The organism is Pelomonas sp. V22 (assembly GCF_030014915.1).
Classification (GTDB): domain Bacteria; phylum Pseudomonadota; class Gammaproteobacteria; order Burkholderiales; family Burkholderiaceae_C; genus JAUASW01.
In genome coordinates this window covers 1,313,611-1,333,094 of record NZ_JAGIXS010000001.1, presented here as the reverse complement: position 1 = coordinate 1,333,094, position 19,484 = coordinate 1,313,611, and the positions used below count along the sequence as shown (strand labels likewise).

11 protein-coding genes are annotated in these 19,484 nt (G+C 69.4%); 10 read left to right on the top strand and 1 reads right to left on the bottom strand.

Annotated elements, in window-relative coordinates; translation table 11 throughout:
• The first annotated feature begins 10 nt into the window (after positions 1-10).
• The 10 genes from J7U46_RS06040 to J7U46_RS05995 all read left to right on the top strand — a co-directional run bounded on the left by J7U46_RS06040 (position 11) and on the right by J7U46_RS05995 (position 17,988).
• Positions 11-6,151: an Hpt domain-containing protein gene (locus J7U46_RS06040; RefSeq protein WP_282823917.1), complete on the top strand. Its 6,141-nt coding sequence runs from the start codon at positions 11-13 to the stop codon at positions 6,149-6,151.
• Between the two features lie 155 nt (positions 6,152-6,306).
• Positions 6,307-7,344 (top strand): GGDEF domain-containing protein, encoded by a 1,038-nt coding sequence (locus tag J7U46_RS06035; RefSeq protein ID WP_282823916.1) that lies wholly within the window; start codon positions 6,307-6,309, stop codon positions 7,342-7,344.
• A gap of 74 nt (positions 7,345-7,418) precedes the next feature.
• A complete protein-coding gene (locus tag J7U46_RS06030) occupies positions 7,419-8,099 on the top strand; it encodes a CerR family C-terminal domain-containing protein (protein WP_282823915.1) in 681 nt (226 codons plus the stop codon).
• Positions 8,096-9,493, top strand: a complete 1,398-nt coding sequence (locus J7U46_RS06025; RefSeq protein ID WP_282823914.1) for an efflux transporter outer membrane subunit — start codon at positions 8,096-8,098, stop codon at positions 9,491-9,493. Before J7U46_RS06030 ends, J7U46_RS06025 begins: the two co-directional genes overlap by 4 nt.
• 38 nt (positions 9,494-9,531) lie before the next feature.
• Positions 9,532-10,665, top strand: coding sequence for an efflux RND transporter periplasmic adaptor subunit (locus J7U46_RS06020; protein ID WP_282823913.1), 1,134 nt, complete (start codon positions 9,532-9,534; stop codon positions 10,663-10,665).
• Positions 10,666-10,680: 15 nt separating this feature from the next.
• Complete coding sequence (locus tag J7U46_RS06015; protein ID WP_282823912.1) at positions 10,681-13,770, top strand: efflux RND transporter permease subunit; 3,090 nt, start codon at positions 10,681-10,683, stop codon at positions 13,768-13,770.
• 4 nt (positions 13,771-13,774) lie between these two features.
• Positions 13,775-14,773 (top strand): alpha/beta hydrolase, encoded by a 999-nt coding sequence (locus J7U46_RS06010; RefSeq protein ID WP_282823911.1) that lies wholly within the window; start codon positions 13,775-13,777, stop codon positions 14,771-14,773.
• Positions 14,774-15,015: 242 nt separating this feature from the next.
• Positions 15,016-16,383: a CHASE3 domain-containing protein gene (locus J7U46_RS06005; RefSeq protein ID WP_282823910.1), complete on the top strand. Its 1,368-nt coding sequence runs from the start codon at positions 15,016-15,018 to the stop codon at positions 16,381-16,383.
• Positions 16,380-17,015 carry a response regulator transcription factor gene (locus J7U46_RS06000; RefSeq protein ID WP_282823909.1) on the top strand — a complete coding sequence of 212 codons (636 nt, stop codon included), beginning with the start codon at positions 16,380-16,382 and terminating at the stop codon, positions 17,013-17,015. The genes J7U46_RS06005 and J7U46_RS06000 overlap by 4 nt, the downstream gene beginning before the upstream one ends.
• A 109-nt stretch (positions 17,016-17,124) precedes the next feature.
• Positions 17,125-17,988 carry a response regulator gene (locus J7U46_RS05995; protein WP_282823908.1) on the top strand — a complete coding sequence of 288 codons (864 nt, stop codon included), beginning with the start codon at positions 17,125-17,127 and terminating at the stop codon, positions 17,986-17,988.
• Between the two features lies 1 nt (position 17,989).
• Here J7U46_RS05995 and J7U46_RS05990 read toward each other — a convergent pair whose 3' ends face one another.
• Positions 17,990-19,459: a deoxyribodipyrimidine photo-lyase gene (locus tag J7U46_RS05990; RefSeq protein ID WP_282823907.1), complete on the bottom strand. Its 1,470-nt coding sequence runs from the start codon at positions 19,457-19,459 to the stop codon at positions 17,990-17,992.
• Positions 19,460-19,484: the final 25 nt, after the last annotated feature.

Here is a 19,484-nt window from a genome sequence, read left to right as displayed (position 1 = left end):
AAGGCAAGGCATGGACCTCGCGCGAGATTCTGAATTCCCGGCAGACCTGAGTCCGCTGGCCTGGGTGCAGGAGGAGTTGCGCCGCTCGCTGGAGCAGGTGCACAAAAGCCTGCGCCGCCTGCTGCGTGACGGTGATGCCCGCATCTCCACGGTGGGCTTCGATGCCAAGGGCACGCCGAGCCAGTCGCTGACCCACGCAGCGGCCCAGCTGCACCAGGTCGCGGGCGTGCTCACGCTCGTGGGCCTGCCGGCCGGTGCGGCCGTGCTGCGGGCGGCCGAGAAGGCCGTGTCCACGCTGGCGGCCCAGCCGATCGCGGTGGACATCGTGGCCGTCGAGACCATCGAGAGGGCCGACTTCGCCCTGCTGTCGCTGATCGCCAAGATGCTGGCCGGCGCCAAGCCGACCACGCTGGCGCTGTTCCCCAGCTACCGGGCGCTGCAGGACTTCAACAATGCCGAGCGCATCCATCCGGCCGACCTCTGGCAGTACGAATGGGAATGGCGCGACCTGCCGACCGACGCGCGTCCGCAGACCATTGACGCCGCCCGCGCCGCCTTCGAATCCGCGCTCCTGAAGCAGATGCGCCAGCCGAGCAGCGCCAACGCGAGCCAGCTGAGCGACCTTTGCGCCGGCCTGGCCGCCGGTGCCGGCGGCCGCGAGCTGCGCTGCCTGTGGCAACTGGCTGCGGGCGTGTTCCAGGCCGAGGCCCAGGACCTGCTGGTGCAGGACGCCTACCTGAAGCGCCTGGGTTCGCGCCTCCTGGCCCAGCTGCGCCAGCCGCGTGTGGACGAGCATTTGCAGCAGCTCGCCCGCGACCTGCTGTTCTTCTGCGCCCACGCCAAGGCGCCGGCCGCCGCGCAAGCGCCGCGCCTGGAGCAGATCCGCAAGAGCTTCTCATTGGCTGAGGAACTGGTGGGCGACTACGAGGACGACAGCCTCGGCCGCATCGACCCGGCCTGGGTGGCGCAGGCGCGCCGCCGTGTGGCCGTGGCCAAGGAAAGCTGGTCCACCACGGCCGAGGGCGAGAGCCACCGCCTGGCGGGCCTCGATGAGCAGTTCGCCGCCGTTGCCGAATCGCTGGCGCGCCTGTTCCCCAGCGGTGAGGTGCTGGGTCAGACCATGCAGCGCGCCGTCGTGTCCACGCTGCGTTCCGGCAAGCCGCCGGCACCGGCCCTCGCGATGGAAATCGCAACGTCCATTCTCTATGTGGAGGCGGCGCTGGATGACGCCGCCTTTGACCACCCCGACCAGGCGGCGCGCGTCAAGCGCCTGGCCAGCCGCATTGAGGCCGTCGCCCATGGCGACTCGCCGCAGCCGCTGGAAGCCTGGATGGAGGAGCTGTACCGCCGTGTCTCCGATCGACAGACCCTGGGCAGCGTCGTGCATGAGTTGCGCCACACGCTGTCGGACGTGGAGAAACGCGTCGACGACTACTTCCGCGCCCCGACACAGCGCGAGCTCCTGATCCCCGTGCCGGGCCTGCTCGGCTCGATGCGCGGTGTGCTCAAGGTGCTGGGCCTGGATCAGGCAGCGCTTTGCTGCCTGCGCATGCGCGACGTGGTTGATGAACTGGCCAACACCGAGGTCGATGCCAATCTGCCGGCCGCGCGTGCCGGCTTCGAGCGCCTGGCCAACAACCTGGGCGCGCTCGGTTTCCTGATCGACATGCTGAGCGTGCAACCGGCCCTCGCCAAGCGCATGTTCGCCTTCGATGAAGAAAGCGGCACGCTGGCCCCGGTGATGGGCCGCGCCAGCGATGTGTCGAGCAGCCTGATCCTGCCGGAGATCACCGTGCACGGCGATCTGGGTGAGCCCGAGATCACCTTGAATTTCCCGCCCGCCGCCAATGCGCCGGCGCCGGCGCCGCAAGCCGTTGCGCCTGCGCCGGTGGTCGTGCCGCCGGCCCTGCCCACGGTTTTCGTCGACGAGCCCATGGACGAGGAGATGCTGGGCATCTTCCTTGAAGAAGCGGGCGAGGTTGTGGCCACGGCCCGCAAGGCCTTGGCCGGCCTGGAGAACGACCCGCAGAACCGTGAGTTGCTGACCACGGTGCGGCGCGCTTTCCACACGCTCAAGGGCAGCTCCCGCATGGTGGGCCTGGCCAACTTCGGCGAAGCCGGCTGGGCCTGCGAGCAGCTCTACAACCAGCGGCTGACCGAGGACAAGCCGGCCGACATGGCCTTGCTCGGATTCAGCGACGAAGCCCTGGACTACTTTGCCGAATGGACCGAGGCCATCCAGGCCGGCGAGTCGCGCGGCCACGGCCATGCGGCCGTGCGTGCCAGTGCCGACGCGCTGCGCCTCGAGGGTCGGGTCTTGCCCCTGGCCTGGCCGGGCGAAGAGCCGGCGGCGGCCGTGGTCGAAGCGGCCAGCGAGGCTGCGCCGGCGCAGGAAGCTGTCGAACCGGTGCTCGCGGTAGAAACCGCGCCCGAAGCCGAGCCCGAAGCCGAGGCCGCGCTGCAATCGCTGCTGGAAGAAATCCCCGAGGCCGAGCTGATCGAAGCCGTGCCGGCGCCCGAGATCCTCGAGATGCCGGAGCTGACCGAACTGGCCGAGCCGCCCACCGTGGCCCAGGTCCGCGAGGTGGCGCAGGACTTCGCGCCGGTGACCGACAGCCAGTGGGGCGCCACCCTGCCCATGGATGCCCTGCCCGAGCTGGCCCAGGGCAAGCTGGAACCCGACCTGGTGCTGGAGCCGGCGCCCGAGCTGTCGCTGGACATGGTGGTGCTGGACCTGGCGCCCGAACCCGTTGCCGAGGCGCCGCTGCCGGTGGCCGAGGTCGAGGAAGGCCTGCTGAGCCTGGACCTGCTGGGCGAGGCCGAGCCGGTCGTGGCCCAGCCGCCCAAGCCAGAAGCCGAGGCCGAGATCGAGGCCTTGCCCGATTTCGCGCTCGACCTGCAACTGGGCGAGCTGGTGCTGCCCGCCGAGCCTGCCGCCGAAGCGGCGCCGCTGCTGACCGAGGCCCTGGCGCCTGCCGAAGCCGCCGTGGGCGAGTTGCTGGACTTGTCCTCGCTGGTCGATGCCGAGCCGGTGGCCGAGCCTGTGGTCGAAGCCAATGAAGCCGTCGAGCCCTTGCCGGTGGCCGAGGTGCTCACCGAAGACCTGAGCGAGGTGCAGGCCGAGCCGCTGCATGAGCGCACCCTGGTCCTGGTGCCGCCGCCGGCCGAACCCGAGGCGGCGCTTGCCGAACCCGAGCCCGCTGACGACGAGGAAGACAGCGTCAAGGTCATAGGCCCGCTGCGCATCAGCATCAGCCTGTTCAACATCTTCCTGAACGAAGCCGACGAGCTGTCGCGCCGCCTGTCCACCGAGCTGGCCGAATGGGCCGCCACGCTGGAAGGCGTGCCGCCCGCCGTGGCCGAGGCGCTGGCCCATTCGCTGGCCGGCAATGCCGCGACCGTGGGCTATGAAGACCTGTCGCAGCTGGCACGTGCGCTGGAGCATGCGCTGGGCCGTGCCTCGCATGCGGCCCAGGTTGAGCTGCCGGTGGCCAGCGTGTTTGTGCGCAGCAGCGAAGAAATCCGCCGCCTGCTGCACCAGTTCGCCGCCGGCTTCCTGAAGCCGGCCGATGCCGAGCTGCTGCAGGGCCTGCACGACTACCAGCCCGAGGATGCGCGCGAAAGCGTCGCCACCGAGGACATGCTGGATGACGAGGACCTCGATCTGCCCTTGCAGCAGGTCGAGACGAATCCGGCCCCTGTCGTGCATGCCGCGGCGGTGGCCACCGTGCCGGCGGTCGAGGCCTTCCCGCTGGGCGAGTCCGATCAGATCGACGCCGAACTGTTCCCGATCTTCGAGGAAGAGGCGGCCGACCTCCTGAGCCAGCTGCATGCCGGCATGCGCGATTGGTTCAACCATCCGAGCGACACGGCCCGGGCCGGCGCCACGATGCGGGCCTTGCACACCTTCAAGGGCGGCGCACGCCTGTGCGGCGCGATGCAGCTGGGCGAGCAGGCCCATTTGATGGAGTCGGCGGTCGAGAGCTTGCTGTCGCGCGGTGATGTCAAGGCCGCTGACGTCCAGGAATTGCAGCATCGTGGCGACGCGCTGGAGCATGGCTTCGAGCAATTACTGGCGCGCCTGGCGGCGCCGGCGCCCGTTGCTGCCGCAGCACCGGTCCATGCGCCGGAGCCGGTGCCCGAGCCCCTGGTTGCGGCCGTTGCAGAGCCGGTGGCGCCGCCGCCGGACGATGGTGCAGAAGCCGATGCAGTTGCCGATGCAGAAGCCGAGCCCGAAACAGCCCCCACAGCGCCGGTCGAAGCCGCCCAGATCGACTGGGCCAGCCTGCCTGGCGGGGAAGCCGAGAACACCCTGGATGGCGTGGTCCAGGCACAAGCCCTGGTGCGCGTGCGCGGCAACCTGCTGGAGCGCATGGCGGCGCAGGCCGGCGAGGTGAGCATTCGGCGTGCGCGGCTGGAGTCCGAGCTGTCGCAGATGAAGGGCGGCCTGCTCGACCTGGAAGACAACCTGGAGCGCCTGCGCGGCCGCCTGCGCGAGCTGGAGGTGCAGGCCGAGGCGCAGATCGATTCGCGCCAGGATGCGGCCCGCACGGCCGGCCGCGATTTCGACCCGCTGGAGTTCGACCGCTACACCCGCTTCCAGGAACTGACCCGCATGATGGCCGAGGCCGTCAACGACGTGGCCACGGTCCAGCGCAGCCTGCAGAAGAACGTGCAGCTCGGCGAAGACGAGCTGGCCGGCCAGTCGCGCCTGACCCGCGAGCTGCAGGACGACTTGCTGCGCACCCGCCTCGTGGAATTCGACAGCCTGGCTGAGCGTATGCACCGCGTGGTGCGCCAGGCCGCGCGCGATGCCAACAAGCAGGCGCGGCTGGAGATCGTCGGCGGCCACATCGAGCTGGACCGCTCGGTGCTGGAACGCATGATCGGCCCCTTCGAGCATCTGCTGCGCAACAGCGTCAGCCATGGCATCGAATCGCCCGAGGTGCGCGCCGCGGCGGGCAAGGACGCCACCGGCACCTTGCGTGTGGCACTGCGCCAGGAAGGCAACGAGATCCTGATCGACTTCGGCGACGACGGCGCCGGCCTCAACCTGGCGCGCATCCGCGAACGCGGCACGCAGCTGGGCCTGATTCAGGCTGGCCAGAGCCTGAGCGACCAGGAGCTGATGGAGCTGATCTTCGCGCCAGGCTTCTCCACGGCCGCCACGGTCACCGAGCTGTCGGGCCGGGGCATCGGCATGGACGTGGTGCGCTCCGAGGTCAACACCCTGGGCGGCTATGTGGACATCCAGTCCACGCCAGGGCAGGGCGCGCATTTCGACGTGCGGCTGCCGCTGACCACGGCGGTCAGCCAGATCGTGCTCTTGCGCCACGGCGAAGACACGGTGGCCGTGCCGGCCGTGCTGATGGAAGGCCTGCGCCGCGTCGAGCTCGACAAGGTCGAGCAGGCCTATGCCAGCGGCCAGATCGAGATCGGCAACGAGAGCCTGCCCATGTACTGGCTGGGGGGCCTGATGGGGCAGGGGGCCCGTGGCCATCTGCATGGCAAGCATGCGTCCGTCGTTGTGGTCCACAGCGCCCACCAACGCCTGGCCCTGCATGTGGACGAAGTGCTGGGCAAGCAGGAAGTGGTGATCAAGAACCTCGGCCCGCAGCTGCGTACGGTGCCAGGTCTTGCTGGCATCAGCCTGCTGGCTTCCGGCGAGGTGGCGCTGATCTACAACCCGGTGGCCCTGGCCAACCGCTTCGGCGTGGCTGCCATGGCGCAGGCCCGCGCGCTGCCGGAGCTGGAGGCGCCGGCCGCCGTGGTCGAGGAGAAGCTGGCGCCGCTGGTGCTGGTGGTCGACGACTCGTTGACCGTGCGTCGCGTCACCCAGCGCCTGCTGGAGCGCGAGGGCTACCGCGTGGACCTGGCCAAGGACGGCCTGGAGGCGCTGGAGAAGCTGGCTGCGGACGAACTGCCCGATGTGGTGCTCTCGGACATCGAGATGCCCCGCATGGACGGCTTCGACCTGGTCCGCAATCTGCGTGGCGACGAGCGCCTCAGCAAGCTGCCGGTGATCATGATCACCTCGCGGATTGCCCAGAAGCACCGCGACTATGCGCATGAGCTCGGCGTGAACCACTACCTGGGCAAGCCCTATGACGAAGAGCAACTGCTGGAGCTGATCGGCCAGTACACTGCCTGATTCGCCGGAGACAGACCGGCCTCTGACTGACCATCAGACCATGCGGCGGCCCTGGCGGGCTGCTTCACCCCCGGCACCCTCGGTGCCGACAAGAGCAGATTCAGCCCAGGGAGGAAGGCCCGGGCTCCCCTGACGGGAGCCAGCGCCCTTTAGCCATGTCCGAAGTTGTTGACCATCTGGCCGAGATGACTCGGTTCCGTGACCGTGACGTGATGGACGTCACCCTGGTCTCGGCCCTGCGCGACCTGCTGGAGCCGCTGTCGGCGGCCATCTATCGCTGCGTCGGCGAGCCTGGCGAAGAACGCTGGCTGACCCGCGCCCGGTTGCGGGCCGGCGACATCGTCGCCAGTGCCGATTCACTCTGGGCCGCGCCCGAGAGCCTGCCGCTCGCCGCCGAGCATCCGCTGCGCCTGGAATGCATGAGCCATCGCGGCATCCTGCAGACCCGCTGTGGCGACCACTGGATGACGCTGTTCCCGCTCGCCACCGAGCGCGAGGTGCTGGGCGTGATGGAGCTCGAGACGCAGGCGCCGCTGAAGAGCAGCGAGCAGCGCACCGTGGCCAGCATCCTGCGGATCTATCACAACTTCCAGGGCCTGCTCGACTACAGCGAGCGCGACACGCTGACCGGCCTGCTCAACCGCAAAACCTTCGACGACGCCTTCCTGAAGGCCGTCAGCGAGCTGCCGGGCGGCACCGAAAAACTGCATGCCGAAGACGACCGCCGCCATGCGGGCGCCATGCCCAGCTACTGGCTCGGGGTGATCGACATCGACCACTTCAAGAAGGTCAACGATGGCTATGGCCACTTGATCGGCGACGAGGTGCTGCTGCTGCTGTCGCGCCTGATGCGCAACAGCTTCCGCTTCCACGACCAGCTCTACCGCTTCGGCGGTGAGGAGTTCGTCGTGCTGATGCGCTGCGACAGCGAGGCGGATGCCGAGCAAGCCTTTGAGCGGCTGCGCCACAACGCCGAGCAGTTCGCCTTCCCGCAGGTCGGGCGGATCACCGTCAGCATCGGCTTCACCGAGGTGCGGGCTGGCGATTCACCGGCCGGAGCCTTCGAGCGCGCGGACCGGGCGGTCTACAACGCCAAGGGCAACGGCCGCAACCAGGTGCGCAGCTATGCCCGCCTGGTGGCCGATGGCCAGTTCAAGGAAGTGGCGGCCGTCAGCGCCGTCGAGCTGTTCTGAGGGCTGGGCAGCGGTGCCAGCACCCGTGTCGAAAGTTTAATCAAACGATTGATTAATCTGGCTATGATGGCGCCATGCCATCTCCAGCCCCCCATCCCGTCCCGGCCCCCGGGTCGGCGCCCGACACCCGCCAGCGCCTGCTGACCGAGGCGCGCCGCGCCTTTGCGGCCAAGGGTTTCGCCAAGGCCAGCACCCGCGAAATCTGCCGGGCGGCCGAAGCCAATATCGGCCTGATTTCCTACTACTTCGGCGACAAGGCCGGTCTTTATCGCGAGGTGCTGGTCCAGCCGCTGGCGGAATTGATGGCCAGCCTGCCCCAGCCCGACGACGACGTGCCGCTGGAGCAGTGGCTGCGCCGCTATTACGAGGCCTTTCTGGCGCCCTTGATCAGCGATGACGCCGGCCTCGCGGAGCTGATGCGCATCTACGGCCGCGAGATGAGCGGCGAGGCCACGGCGGCTTTTGACGACGCCTGCGAGCAATACATCGTGCCCCAGCACCAGGCCCTGGCCGAGATGCTGGCGCGGCGCGTGGGTGCAAGCCAGGTCGATGAGCAGATCCACCAGCTGGTGTTTGCCGTCGTGGCCCTGGTCTACGACTACTGGATGTCGGCTGAACACATGGAGGCCCTGGCGCCCGCGCTCTTGAAGGGCAAGGGCGCCTATGAGCGCGTGCTGGGCCGCCTGGTTGGCTACGGCATGGCCCTGATCGATTGCGAGAGCAAGCTGAGAACTCAAGAGGGAGGAAAGCAGTGACGACGAAGTGGAAGACGAGAAGGGCAGGCGCCCTGGTCGCCGCCGCGAGCCTGGGTCTGGCCGGCTGTGCCAGCCCGGTGGCGCCGCAGGCGGCCCAGATGGCACCGGCGCAATGGCAGGCCAGCGCAGGGCGCGCCGAGGGCGTGCCGCTGGCATCCGACTGGTGGCGTCAGTTCAACGACCCGCTGCTGGCCGAGCTGATCGCCGAGGCGGAGAAGGCCAATCCCGGGCTGCAACTGGCGGTGGCTCGCATGGCCCAGGCCCGTGCTCTGGCCGGTGCCAGCGCAGCGGCCCCTCAGCTGAGCAGCAGCGCGAGCCTGCAACGCACGCTGCCGCTGGGCGAGCGCGCCCAGACGCAGGGCGGCCTGAGCCTGGATGCGCGCTGGGAGATCGACCTGTTTGCCCGTGCCCGTTTGTCTGACGCGGCCGACCAGGCGCGTGCCGAGGCCAGCGAGTTCGATGCGGCCGGCGCTCGCCAGAGCCTGGCTGCCGAGGTGGCGAGCACCTACCTGGGTCTGCGCAGCTGCGAGCAGCAAGCCCGCATTGCCGCCGACGATGCACGTTCCAGCGAACTGCAGGCGCGCTTCTCGGCCGAGCGACTGCGGGTGGGTTTCGAGGCGCCGGGCAACCATGCGCTCCTGGCTGCTGCCGCGGCCGACGGCCAGAGCCGCAGCCTTGCGCAGCAGGCCGAGTGCCAGGTGCTGGTGAAGCAGTTGGTGGCTCTCGGCCTCGGTGAAGAAGCGGCCTTGCGCCAGCGCCTGCAGGCCCGCCAGGGCCAACTGCCCGAGCCCAAGCGCTTTGCGCTGACGGCCGTGCCGGCCCAGACGCTGGCCCAGCGGCCCGACGTCGCCTCGGCCGCCGCCCAGTTGCGGGCCGCCTGGGCTGACGCCGGCTCCGCGCAGGCGGCGCGTTATCCGCAGCTAGCCCTGACCGGCAATATCACCGTGGCCGGTGTGCGCATGGGCGGGAACACGCAAGATGCCAAGAGCTGGTCCTTCGGCCCGGTGCTCAGCCTGCCTTTGTTTGACGGCAATGCACGCCGGGCCCAGGCCGAGGCGGCGCAAGCTCGCTTCGACGCGGCCTCGGCCGGCTACCGCGCTGCGGTGCTGGGCGCCGTGCGCGAGGTTGAGGAGGGCCTGGTGCGCCTTGATGCCGCCCTGGCCCGCGAAGGCTTTACACGCAGCAGTGCAGCGCAATACCTGGCAGCCTTCACCGCGACCGAGCAGCGCTGGCGCAGTGGCCTGGCCAGTGCGGCTGAGCTGGAGCAGGCGCGCCGCCTGGCCCTGGCCGCGCAATCGGCCGAGGTGCAGCTGCAGCGCGAGCGCATTGGCGCCTGGATCGCCCTCTACAAGGCCGCCGGTGGCGGCTGGAGCGCTGCTGACCAAGCGCGCTGAACCGAACGTACGCCGACTCTACGAATACCCCGAACACCATGATCAAGAACCTCTCCCTGTCTCCGCTGCTGCTGGCCAGCCTCGGTCTGCTTGCCGTCCCGGCCCAGGCCGCCGATGCCCCGGCCAGTGCGGCGCCCGCCGCTTCGTCCTCCGCCAAGGCGCGCCCGGCGCTCAGCGTCAGCCTGATTGCGCCCGAGCGCAGCGACTGGTCCCAGATGCTGGTGGCCAATGGCAGCGTGGCCGCCTGGCAGGAAGCCCAGATCGGTGCCGAACTGGCCGGCCTGCGGCTCGCCGAAGTGCTGGTCAATGTGGGCGATGCAGTCAAGCGCGGCCAGTTGCTGGCCCGTTTGAACAGCGACACCGTCAATGCCGAGCTGGCTGCCAGCCGCGCCGCCCTGGCCGAGGCCAAGGCCGCCGCCAGCGTGGCCACGGCCGATGCCGAACGCGCCCGCCAGCTGAAGGACAGCGGCAGCGGCGCCCTGAGCGCCCAGCAGCATGAGCAGTACGCCAGCGCCGCGTTGTCGGCCGAGGCGCGTGTGCAAGCCGCACAAGCCCGCGTGCAGGCCGATGAGCTGCGCCTCGCCCAGACCCGCATCACGGCGCCGGACGACGGCCTGATCTCTGCCCGCAGCGCCACCCTGGGCGCCGTGGCCCAGCCCGGCCAGGAGCTGTTCCGCCTGATCCGCAAGGGCCGGCTGGAATGGCGCGCCGAGGTGCCTGCCGCCGATCTGGCGCGTCTGCAACCCGGCATGGCCGTGCAGCTGCAGACGCCTGGCGGCAACCTGACCGGCAAGCTGCGCATGCTGGCGCCGGCCGTCGACCCGCAGACCCGCATGGGCCTGGCCTATGTGGACCTGCCGGCCGACAAGTCCTTGCGTGCCGGCAGCTTTGCCCGTGGCGAATTCCAGCTCGGCAAGAGCGGCGCGCTGAGCCTGCCGGCCTCGGCCGTGCAGCTGCGCGACGGCTTTGCCTATGTCTACCGGGTGGGCAGCGACATGAAGGCTCAGCAGACCAAGGTGCAGCTGGGCCGCCGCAGCGGCGTGCGCGTGGAGATCGCCAGCGGCCTCACAGCCGAGGCCAAGGTCGTGGCCAGCGGCGTCGGCTTCCTGAGTGACGGCGACCTGCTGAAGGTCGTGGCCGCGCCGGCTGCACCAGCACCAGCCAAGCGCTGATTCCAGGAGCTGCCCATGATCAATGTCTCCTCCTGGTCGATCAAGAACCCGATACCGGCGATCCTGCTCTTCATCATGCTCAGCCTGGCCGGCATCGTCGGCTTCAAGGCGATGAAGATCCAGAACTTCCCGGACATCGACCTGCCGACCATCACCGTCACCGCCAGCCTGCCCGGCGCCTCGCCGGCCCAGCTGGAATCGCAGGTGGCCCGCAAGATCGAGAACCAGGTCGCCACGCTGCAGGACGTCAAGCACATCTACACCGTGGTGCAGGACGGCGCCGCCATCGTGACGGTCGAGTTCCGCCTCGAGAAGCGCACGCAGGAGGCGCTGGACGATGTGCGCGACGCCGTCGCCCGCATCCGCTCCGACCTGCCGGGCGACCTGAAGGACCCCATCATCTCCAAGATGAACCTGAGCGGTGCGCCCATCCTGACCTACACGGTGGCGTCCGACCGGCTCGACGACGAGGCCCTGTCCTGGCTGGTGGACAACCAGGTCGCCAAGCGCATGCTGGCCGTGCGCGGCGTGGGTGCGGTGAGCCGCGTGGGCGGCGTGTCGCGCGAGGTGCGCATCGAACTCGACCCGGCCAAGCTGCTCTCGCTGAATGCCAGCGCGGCCGATGTGTCGCGCCAGCTGCGCCAGATCCAGCAGGAAGCCTCGGGGGGCCGCGCCGATGTGGGCGGCGCCGAGCAATCGGTGCGCACCCTCGGTACGGTGCAGAACGCGGCCGAGCTGGCGGCCATGGACATCTCGCTGTCCGACGGCCGCCGCGTGCGCCTGGACCAGCTGGCCACGGTCAGCGACACCGTGGCCGAGCAGCGTGCCGCCGCCTGGCTGAATGGCAAGGCTGTGGTCGGCTTCGAGATCACGCGCACCAAGGGTGCGGGCGAGATCGAGGTGGCGAATGGTGTGAAGGCCGCCATCGACGAGCTGCGTGCCGCACATCCGGAGATCCGCTTCGACGAGGCCTTCAACTTCGTCGACCCGGTGCAGGAGAACTACGACGGCTCGATGACCCTGCTGTACGAGGGCGCTTTCCTGGCCGTGGTCGTGGTCTTCATCTTCCTGCGCGACTGGCGCGCCACCATCGTGGCGGCCACGGCGCTGCCGCTGTCCATCCTGCCGACCTTCGGCCTGATGTACCTGATGGGCTTCACGGTCAACATCGTGACCCTGCTGTCGCTGTCCCTGGTGGTGGGCGTGCTGGTGGACGATGCCATCGTCGAGATCGAGAACATCATGCGCCACCTGGCCATGGGCAAGACGCCCTACCAGGCGGCCATGGAGGCGGCCGACGAAATCGGCCTCGCGGTGATTGCCACCACCTTCACGCTGATTGCCGTCTTCCTGCCCACCGCCTTCATGGGCGGCGTGCCGGGCAAGTTCTTCGTGCAGTTCGGCTGGACGGCCGCGATCTCGGTGTTCTTCTCGCTGGTCGTGGCGCGCATGTTGACGCCGATGATGGCCGCCTACATCTTGAAAGCGCCCAAGAAGCTGCATGACGAGCCGCGCTGGCTGGTCATCTACACCGGCTGGGCGCGCTGGTGCCTGCAGCACCGCATCAAGACCCTGATAGCCACCGTGGTCTTCACCGTCGGCTCGATGATGCTGGCCGGCTACCTGCCGACCGGCTTCATCCCGCCGGATGATCTCTCGCAGACGCAGGTCACGGTCACGCTGCCGCCGGGTGCGACCTTCAAGCAGACCGAGGCGCTGACGCGCCAGGCCCACGAGATCGTCAAGGCCAACAAGCATGTGACCCTGATCTACACCGCCATCGGCGGCGGCAATGCCGGCAGCGACCCCTTCATGGTCACCGGCGGGCCCGAGGTGCGCAAGTCCACGCTGACCCTGAACCTCACGCCGCGCAAGGAGCGCCGGGGCCTCTCCAAGCAGGCCATCGAAACCCAGCTGCGCGAGGCGCTGGAGGTGATACCAGGTGCCCGCGTCAAGGTCGGCTTCGGCGCTTCGAGCGAGAAGTACGTGCTGGTGCTGGCCGGTGAAGATGGCCGCGTGCTGGCCGAGCATGCCCAGATCGTGGAGCGCCAGCTGCGTGGCATCCCGGGCATTGGCGCCGTCACGTCCACCTCGAGCCTGACCCGGCCCGAGCTGGTCGTGCGGCCCGACTTCGCGCGCGCCGCCGACCTCGGTGTCAGTGCCGCTGCGATTGCCGACACGCTGCGCGTGGCCACGGCCGGCGACTACGACCAGCTGCTGCCCAAGCTCAACCTCGCGCAGCGCCAGGTGCCCATCGTCGTGCGCCTGCCCGCCGAGGCGCGTGCCGACCTGGACCTGCTCGCGCGTCTGCCGGTGCCCGGCAGCAAGGGCCCGGTGCCGCTGTCGCAAGTCGCCACGCTGAGCATGGAAAGCGGCCCGGCCCAGATCGACCGCTACGACCGCTTGCGCAACATCAACTTCGAGATCGAGTTGAACGGCGTGCCGCTCGGTGAGGTGGAACAGAAGGCGCTGAACCTGCCCAGCATCAAGAACCTGCCGCCCGGCGTGATGCAGACCACCGTCGGCGACGCCGAGGCCATGGGCGAGCTGTTCGCCAGCTTCGGCCTCGCGATGCTGACCGGCGTGCTGTGCATCTACATCGTGCTGGTGCTGCTGTTCCACGACTTCGTGCAGCCGGTGACGATTCTGGCGGCCCTGGTGCTGTCGATCCCGGGCGCCTTCCTCGCGCTGTTCGTGACGCAGACGGCGCTCTCCATGCCTTCGATGATCGGCCTGATCATGCTGATGGGCATTGCGACCAAGAACTCCATCCTGCTGGTGGACTACGTGATCCTGGCGCGCCGCGACCACGGCCTGCCGCGCTTCGAGGCCATCGTCGATGCCTGCCGCAAGCGCGCGCGCCCCATCGTGATGACCACCATCGCCATGGGCGCCGGCATGCTGCCGATCGCGCTGGGTCTCGGGGTGGATCCGAGCTTCCGTGCACCCATGGCCATCGTCGTGATCGGCGGCCTGATCACCTCGACCTTTCTGAGCCTCCTGGTGATCCCGCTGGTCTTCACTTACGTAGATGACTTGATCCAGCTGCTGCGGCCGCGTCGTCGTGCCAAGGCGGCTGCCGTTGTTGCCCCTGCCGGAGATTGATGTGATGCGCGCCTGGCCCTGCCTGTCCCTGCTGTTGTTGACGTTGGCTGGGCCGCTCCGGGCCCAGGCGCCGCTGGACCTGCCGCAGGACGCGGCCTCGGCTGTGGCCAATGCACAGGTCGAAGCCCAGACATTCACGGCCATCGACATGGACTGGCAGGACGCCACCCGCCAGCGCGCCGTGCCGGTGCGCCTGTACTGGCCGGCCCGTGCGGCGGCCGGGCAGGGCAGGGTGCCGCTGGTTGTGTTCTCGCATGGCCTCGGCGGCTCTCGCCAGGGCTACAGCTACCTGGGTCGCTACTGGGCCTCGCAGGGCTATGCCAGCCTGCATGTGCAGCATGTGGGCAGTGATCGCCAGCTCTGGAGCGGCAGCATCTTCGGCCTCATAGGCCGGCTGCAGGACGCAGCCAAGGAAAGCGAGGCGGTGAACCGCGTGCGCGATGTGCGTTTCGCGCTGGACCAGTTGCTCGCCAGCCCGCGCGGCGCGCAGATCGACGCGGAGCGCATCGTCGTGGCAGGGCATTCCTATGGCGCCACGACCTCGCTGCTGCTGGCCGGCGCACGGCCGCCAAGCGCGCCGGCGGCGCTCAGCGATCCGCGCATTAAGGCCGCCATCATCATCTCGGCGCCGCCGTTCTACGGCCAGGGTGAGCCGGCACCCATCCTTTCAGGCATCAGCATCCCGACGCTGCACATCACCGCGACCGAGGACGTGATCACCGTGCCGGGCTACCACTCCGAGGCCAGCGACCGGCTGGCGGTGTTCGAGGCCACCGGTGGCCCGCGCAAGCTGCTGGCCGTGTTTGCCGGCGGCTCGCACAGCATCTTCACGGACCGCAGTGGCACCGGCGGCGTGGCGCTGAATCCCAAGGTCAAGACCGCCACCCGCGAGCTGACGGCAGCCTTCCTCGGTAGCGTGTTCGAGGGACGGCAGGACGGCCTGCGCCAATGGCCGGCCCGCTGGCAGGAGATCCTGGCCCGCTGGGCGGGGCCGGATCATTGAATTGCTCCGCTATTCGCACGAATGTCGCGCATCTGACCAGCCAAGGGCCGCCCAGGCTTGCAATTTGGCCGGGGCGCTCATAGCCTCGGATCGCTGAGCCACGGCGGCCAAGGATTGCCGGGCCAGCGCCCTTCACGGGCAGGCGCGGGCGCGGCGCCTGGTGTCATCCCACAGCACGGTTGCTAGCACCGTCGCGACTCGCCCGCATGGACAAGCTTCGGCCCTGGCGCCGAACGGGTGGCATGCGGTACTCCTGGTTTGTTCAACTGTTGCTGCTGCTGGCTTCGCTGGCCTTCGTCGGCGCGGCCCTCGTGACGCATCGCAGTGTCGATGAACTGGTGGTGCGGGCCGAGCAGCGCAGCCATGCGCAGCAGACGCAGGGCCAGCTGCAGCGCCTGCTGACCCTGCTGGTCGACCTGGAGACCGGCCAGCGCGGCTACATCATCACCGGCCGCTACGAGTTCCTGCAGCCCTACGAGGCCGCCGGCCGCGAGCTGCGCAGCATGTACGCCGGCCTGCGCCGGCAGCTGGCCGAGGCCGGCAGCACGGCCGAACAGCTGCAGAAGCTCGACGATCTGCTGGAGCGGCGCAGGCAGCAGATCGCCCGCAACGTGGCCGAGCGCGAGAGCCGCGGCGAGGCCGTGCTGCGCGACATGGCCACCTACCAGAACGGCAAGCAGCTGATGGACGAGATCCGCAGTCATGTGCAGCGCCTCAGCCAGGAGCAGCAGCAACGCATTGAAGCGGCCGAGCGCGAATCGCAGGCGGTGCAGCAGCGCAGCCGCGAGCTGGTGCGGGCCCTGCCCATGGCCGGCGCGGCTCTGCTGGGCCTGGCCCTTTTGATGCTGTGGTGGGAGCGCCGCCGCCGCGACCGGGCCGAGCGCGCGCTGCGCGAGGTCAATGCCACGCTGGAGCAGCAGGTGGAGCAGCGCACGGCCGCGCTGAGCCAGGCGCTCAAGCGCATCCAGGGCTTTGCCTCCGAGCTGGACCGGGGGGTTGAGGCCGAGCGTCGGCGCCTCGCACGCGAGGTGCACGACCAGATCGGCCAGGTCGGCACGGCCATCAAGATGCTGACCATCGCGCTTCGCAAGAAGCTGCATCCGCAGCCCGAGCCGCTGTTGGACGAGCTGCAGGGGCAGGCCGACGAGGCCATACGCTCGGCCCGCCAGATCACCGCCAGCCTGCGGCCGCCGCTGCTGGACGACCTGGGCCTCGAGGCCGCCGTGCGCCACCACCTGCAGACGCTGGAGCGCCAGGGCGGCTTGAGCACCCGCATGGACCTGCCCGGTGCCGCCACGCTGTCGGCTGAGCAGGCCAGCCATCTGTTCCGCATCCTGCAGGAGGCTTGCACCAATGTCTTGCGCCATGCCGGCGCCAGCATCCTGAGCCTGCGCGGCCGGCCCGGCGAGGACGGCTACGAGATCGAGCTGGTCGACAACGGCTGCGGCCCCGGCGACGTGCGGCCCGATGCCTCGGGCCTGCGCAATATGCGCGAGCGCGCGGCCCTGGCCGGCGGGCGTTTCGAGTTCGGCCCGGCCACCGGCGGCGGTACGCGGGTTTTCGTCTGGTTGCCGTTGAGCCGCGAGCCGGCTGGGGAGGTACCGGCGTGAAGCTGCTGGTCGTCGACGACCATCCCATCATGCGGCTGGGCGTGCGCCAGCTGATCCTGCTGGAATGGCCGGACGCCGAGATCGCCGAGGCCTCGACCATCGCCGCCGCGTTGGCCAGCATCGCCGCTTCCAAGCCGCAGCTGGTGGTGCTGGACCTCTCGCTGCCCGACGCCAATGGCCTGGAAGGCGCGACCCGCATGCTGCGTGCCCTGCCTGGCGTGCCGGTCTTGATACTGAGCCTGAATGCCGAGGCCGCCTATGCGGCGCGCCTGATGCAGATGGGGGCCGCTGGCTACCTGCCCAAGGACCGCGCGGCCGACGAGCTGGGCCTGGCCCTGCGCCGTCTGCACCAGGGCGGGCGCTATGTCACGGCCTCGATGACCGAGCACTTGCTGGGCCTCCTGAGTGGCGCTTCACCAGAAGCCCTGCCGCACGAGCAGCTCTCTGCACAGGAGCACCGCGTGATGCTCCTGATCGCCGCCGGCCAGACGCCGGCCCAGATCGCCGACGCCATGCACCTCTCGGTCAAGACCGTGGGCAGCTACCGCGCCCGCATCTTCGAGAAGGCCGGCTGGAAGAACAACACCGAGCTGACCAAGTACTGCGTCCAGCATGGCTTGACCACGCTGTAGGCAATTTGCCTACGCGCGGTCGCGGCATTGCCGCGCCGCAGCTGCCGGCATCGCCCGCTGCCGGCCAAACGCCCGGCGCGGGACGATAGCGACCAGTGAGGTCAAGCAAATGAACATCTTTCTGGTTGAAGACTCGCCCTCGATCCGCCGCCTGCTGGTGCGCCGCCTGGACAGCATGAACGGCATGCGCGTGGTCGGTGAAGCCACCGGCGAGGCCCAAGCCCTGGCGCTCATCGAATGGACCCACCCCGACATGGTGCTGCTGGACCTGTCGCTGGCCAGCGGCTCGGGCCTGCAGGTGTTGGGCCAGTTGCGCAAGTCCGGCTTCAAGGGCCGCGTGGCCGTGCTGACCAGCCAGGCCCTCGACGCCTACCGCGATGCCTGCATGCAGGCCGGCGCCGATGCCTTCTACGACAAGGCCAGCGGCCTGGAGACCCTGTTCAGCGACCTGGCCGAGATGGTCGACACCCTGGTCCAGTCCGACACCGCCACCCAGCCCAGCCTGCTGCTGCGCGACGGCCTGACCGGCCTGTTCAACGAGGCCGCGCTGTTCGAGCGCCTGGATCAGGCCGTGCGCCTGGCCCAGCGTGCAGGCGATGACCTGGCCGTCTACGTGCTGCGCCTGGAAGGCATGAACCAGCTGGTGAGCCATTACGGCGAAGCGCTGGCGGACGAGCTGGTCAACCAGGCTGCGCTGCGGCTGCGCCATGTCAGCGACCAGACCGACATCGTGGCGCGCCGCGCCGAAGACTGCTTCACCCTGGTGCTGACCCGGCTCGATGGCCCGGGCCATGCCGCCAGCTTTGCCCTGCAACTGGGCGATCTGATGGCCGCCCCGTATGAGCTGGCGGGCCAGCGCTACCAGCTGCCCGTGGGGCTCGGCCTCGCCCTGTTCCCGGCCGATGCGGTGTCGCCGCGCGGCCTGCTGACCCTCGCCGAGGCCACCGCCTTCGGTGCCCTGCAGGACGCCTGACCTACGGCTGATCAGGCTCCGGCAAAGCGCGGCTCTTGACGACGGCATAGCGCGCCAGCGTGCGCTCCCGCGCGATCGCGTGGTCAACGATGGGGCGCGGGTAGTTGCCGCCGAGCTCCACGCCGGCCGCCTGCAGCTCCAGCGGCGCCGCGAGCCAGGGCGCGTGGATGGCCTTGTTCGAGAGCCCGGCCAGCTGCGGCAGGTAGCGGCGGATGAACTTGCCATCGGCGTCGAACTTCTCGCTCTGGCTCACCGGGTTGAAGATGCGGAAATAGGGCTGGGCATCGCAGCCGCTGCTCGATGCCCACTGCCAGCCGCCGTTGTTGGCGGCGAGGTCGAAGTCCAGCAACTGCTCGGCGAAATAGCGCTCGCCCCAGCGCCAGTCCAGCCCCAGGTCCTTGGTCAGAAAGCTCGCGGTGACCATGCGCAGGCGGTTGTGCTGGTAGCCGGTTTCGTTCAGCTGCTTCATCGCGGCATCCACGAGCGGATAGCCGGTTTCGCCATCGCACCAGGCCTTGAAGAGCTGCTCAGCATGCGGGCCTTGCTCCCAGCTGATGCCGTCGTACTCGCGGCGGAATGCGCCGGTCATCGCATGGGGATGGTGGTGCATCACCTGGTGATAGAAATCGCGCCAGATCAGCTCGGACAGCCAGACCTCGGCGCCATGGTCGCCGCCCTGCATGCGCTGGTGGGCGAGGCTCGCCAGGCGGCGTATCGAGACGGTGCCGAAGCGCAGGTGGGTGCTCAGGTAGCTCGGCCCCTTGACGGCCGGGAAGTCGCGGGCCCGGTCGTAGCGGTCCATGCGGTCCAGGAAGTCCTCCAGCAGGGCCTGCGCGCCGCTGGCGCCCTGGCCCAGCGAGGCCGGCAGTGCGGCGGGTTCGAAGCCAATCGCCTCCAGGCTGGGCACGCCCTGCGCGAGCTCGCTGTGGGCCAGCGCATCGGTGTAGCGCTCCACCGGATAGGACGAGAGGTAGAAGGGCTGGATCTTCCTGAGCCAGGCGTTCTTGTAGGGCGTGAACACGCCATAGGGGCCGCCGGTGGCCGTCATCACCTCACGGCGCTCGAAGATCACATGGTCTTTGAAACTCCGCAGCTGGGCGCCGAAGCGCTGCAGCCGCTCGGTGACCAGGGCATCCCGGGCCAGGGCGGCGGGCTCGTCGTCGTGGTTGCAGAACACGGCCTGCACCTGCAACTCGGCGGCGAGGCGCGGGATCTCGTCAGCAGCCGGGCCGTGACGCACGATCAGCGCACCGCCCCGGGCGCGCAGGGCCTGATCCAGCTCCTGCAGCGCGCCGAGGATGAAGACCACGCGGCGGTCGGCGCGGGGCAGGGCGACGAGGATGTCGGTGTCCAGGATGAAGCAGCAGAACACGACCTGCGCCGACTTCAGGGCGTGGTAGAGGGCGGCCTGGTCGTCCATCCGCAGATCGCGGCGGAACCAGACCAGGGCACGGGCGAGGGATTGGCTCATGCCGGGAGTGTCGCCGAGGCGCCTT

Excerpts from the sequence above, each read along its gene's own strand:
- J7U46_RS05990 (WP_282823907.1), bottom strand. The coding sequence starts at position 19,459 with ATGAGCCAATCCCTCGCCCGTGCCCTGGTCTGGTTCCGCCGCGATCTG.
- J7U46_RS06020 (WP_282823913.1), top strand. The coding sequence starts at position 9,532 with ATGATCAAGAACCTCTCCCTGTCTCCGCTGCTGCTGGCCAGCCTCGGT.
- J7U46_RS06015 (WP_282823912.1), top strand. The coding sequence starts at position 10,681 with ATGATCAATGTCTCCTCCTGGTCGATCAAGAACCCGATACCGGCGATC.
- J7U46_RS06030 (WP_282823915.1), top strand. The coding sequence starts at position 7,419 with ATGCCATCTCCAGCCCCCCATCCCGTCCCGGCCCCCGGGTCGGCGCCC.
- J7U46_RS06040 (WP_282823917.1), top strand. The coding sequence starts at position 11 with ATGGACCTCGCGCGAGATTCTGAATTCCCGGCAGACCTGAGTCCGCTG.
- J7U46_RS06035 (WP_282823916.1), top strand. The coding sequence starts at position 6,307 with ATGTCCGAAGTTGTTGACCATCTGGCCGAGATGACTCGGTTCCGTGAC.
- J7U46_RS06005 (WP_282823910.1), top strand. The coding sequence starts at position 15,016 with ATGCGGTACTCCTGGTTTGTTCAACTGTTGCTGCTGCTGGCTTCGCTG.
- J7U46_RS05995 (WP_282823908.1), top strand. The coding sequence starts at position 17,125 with ATGAACATCTTTCTGGTTGAAGACTCGCCCTCGATCCGCCGCCTGCTG.
- J7U46_RS06010 (WP_282823911.1), top strand. The coding sequence starts at position 13,775 with ATGCGCGCCTGGCCCTGCCTGTCCCTGCTGTTGTTGACGTTGGCTGGG.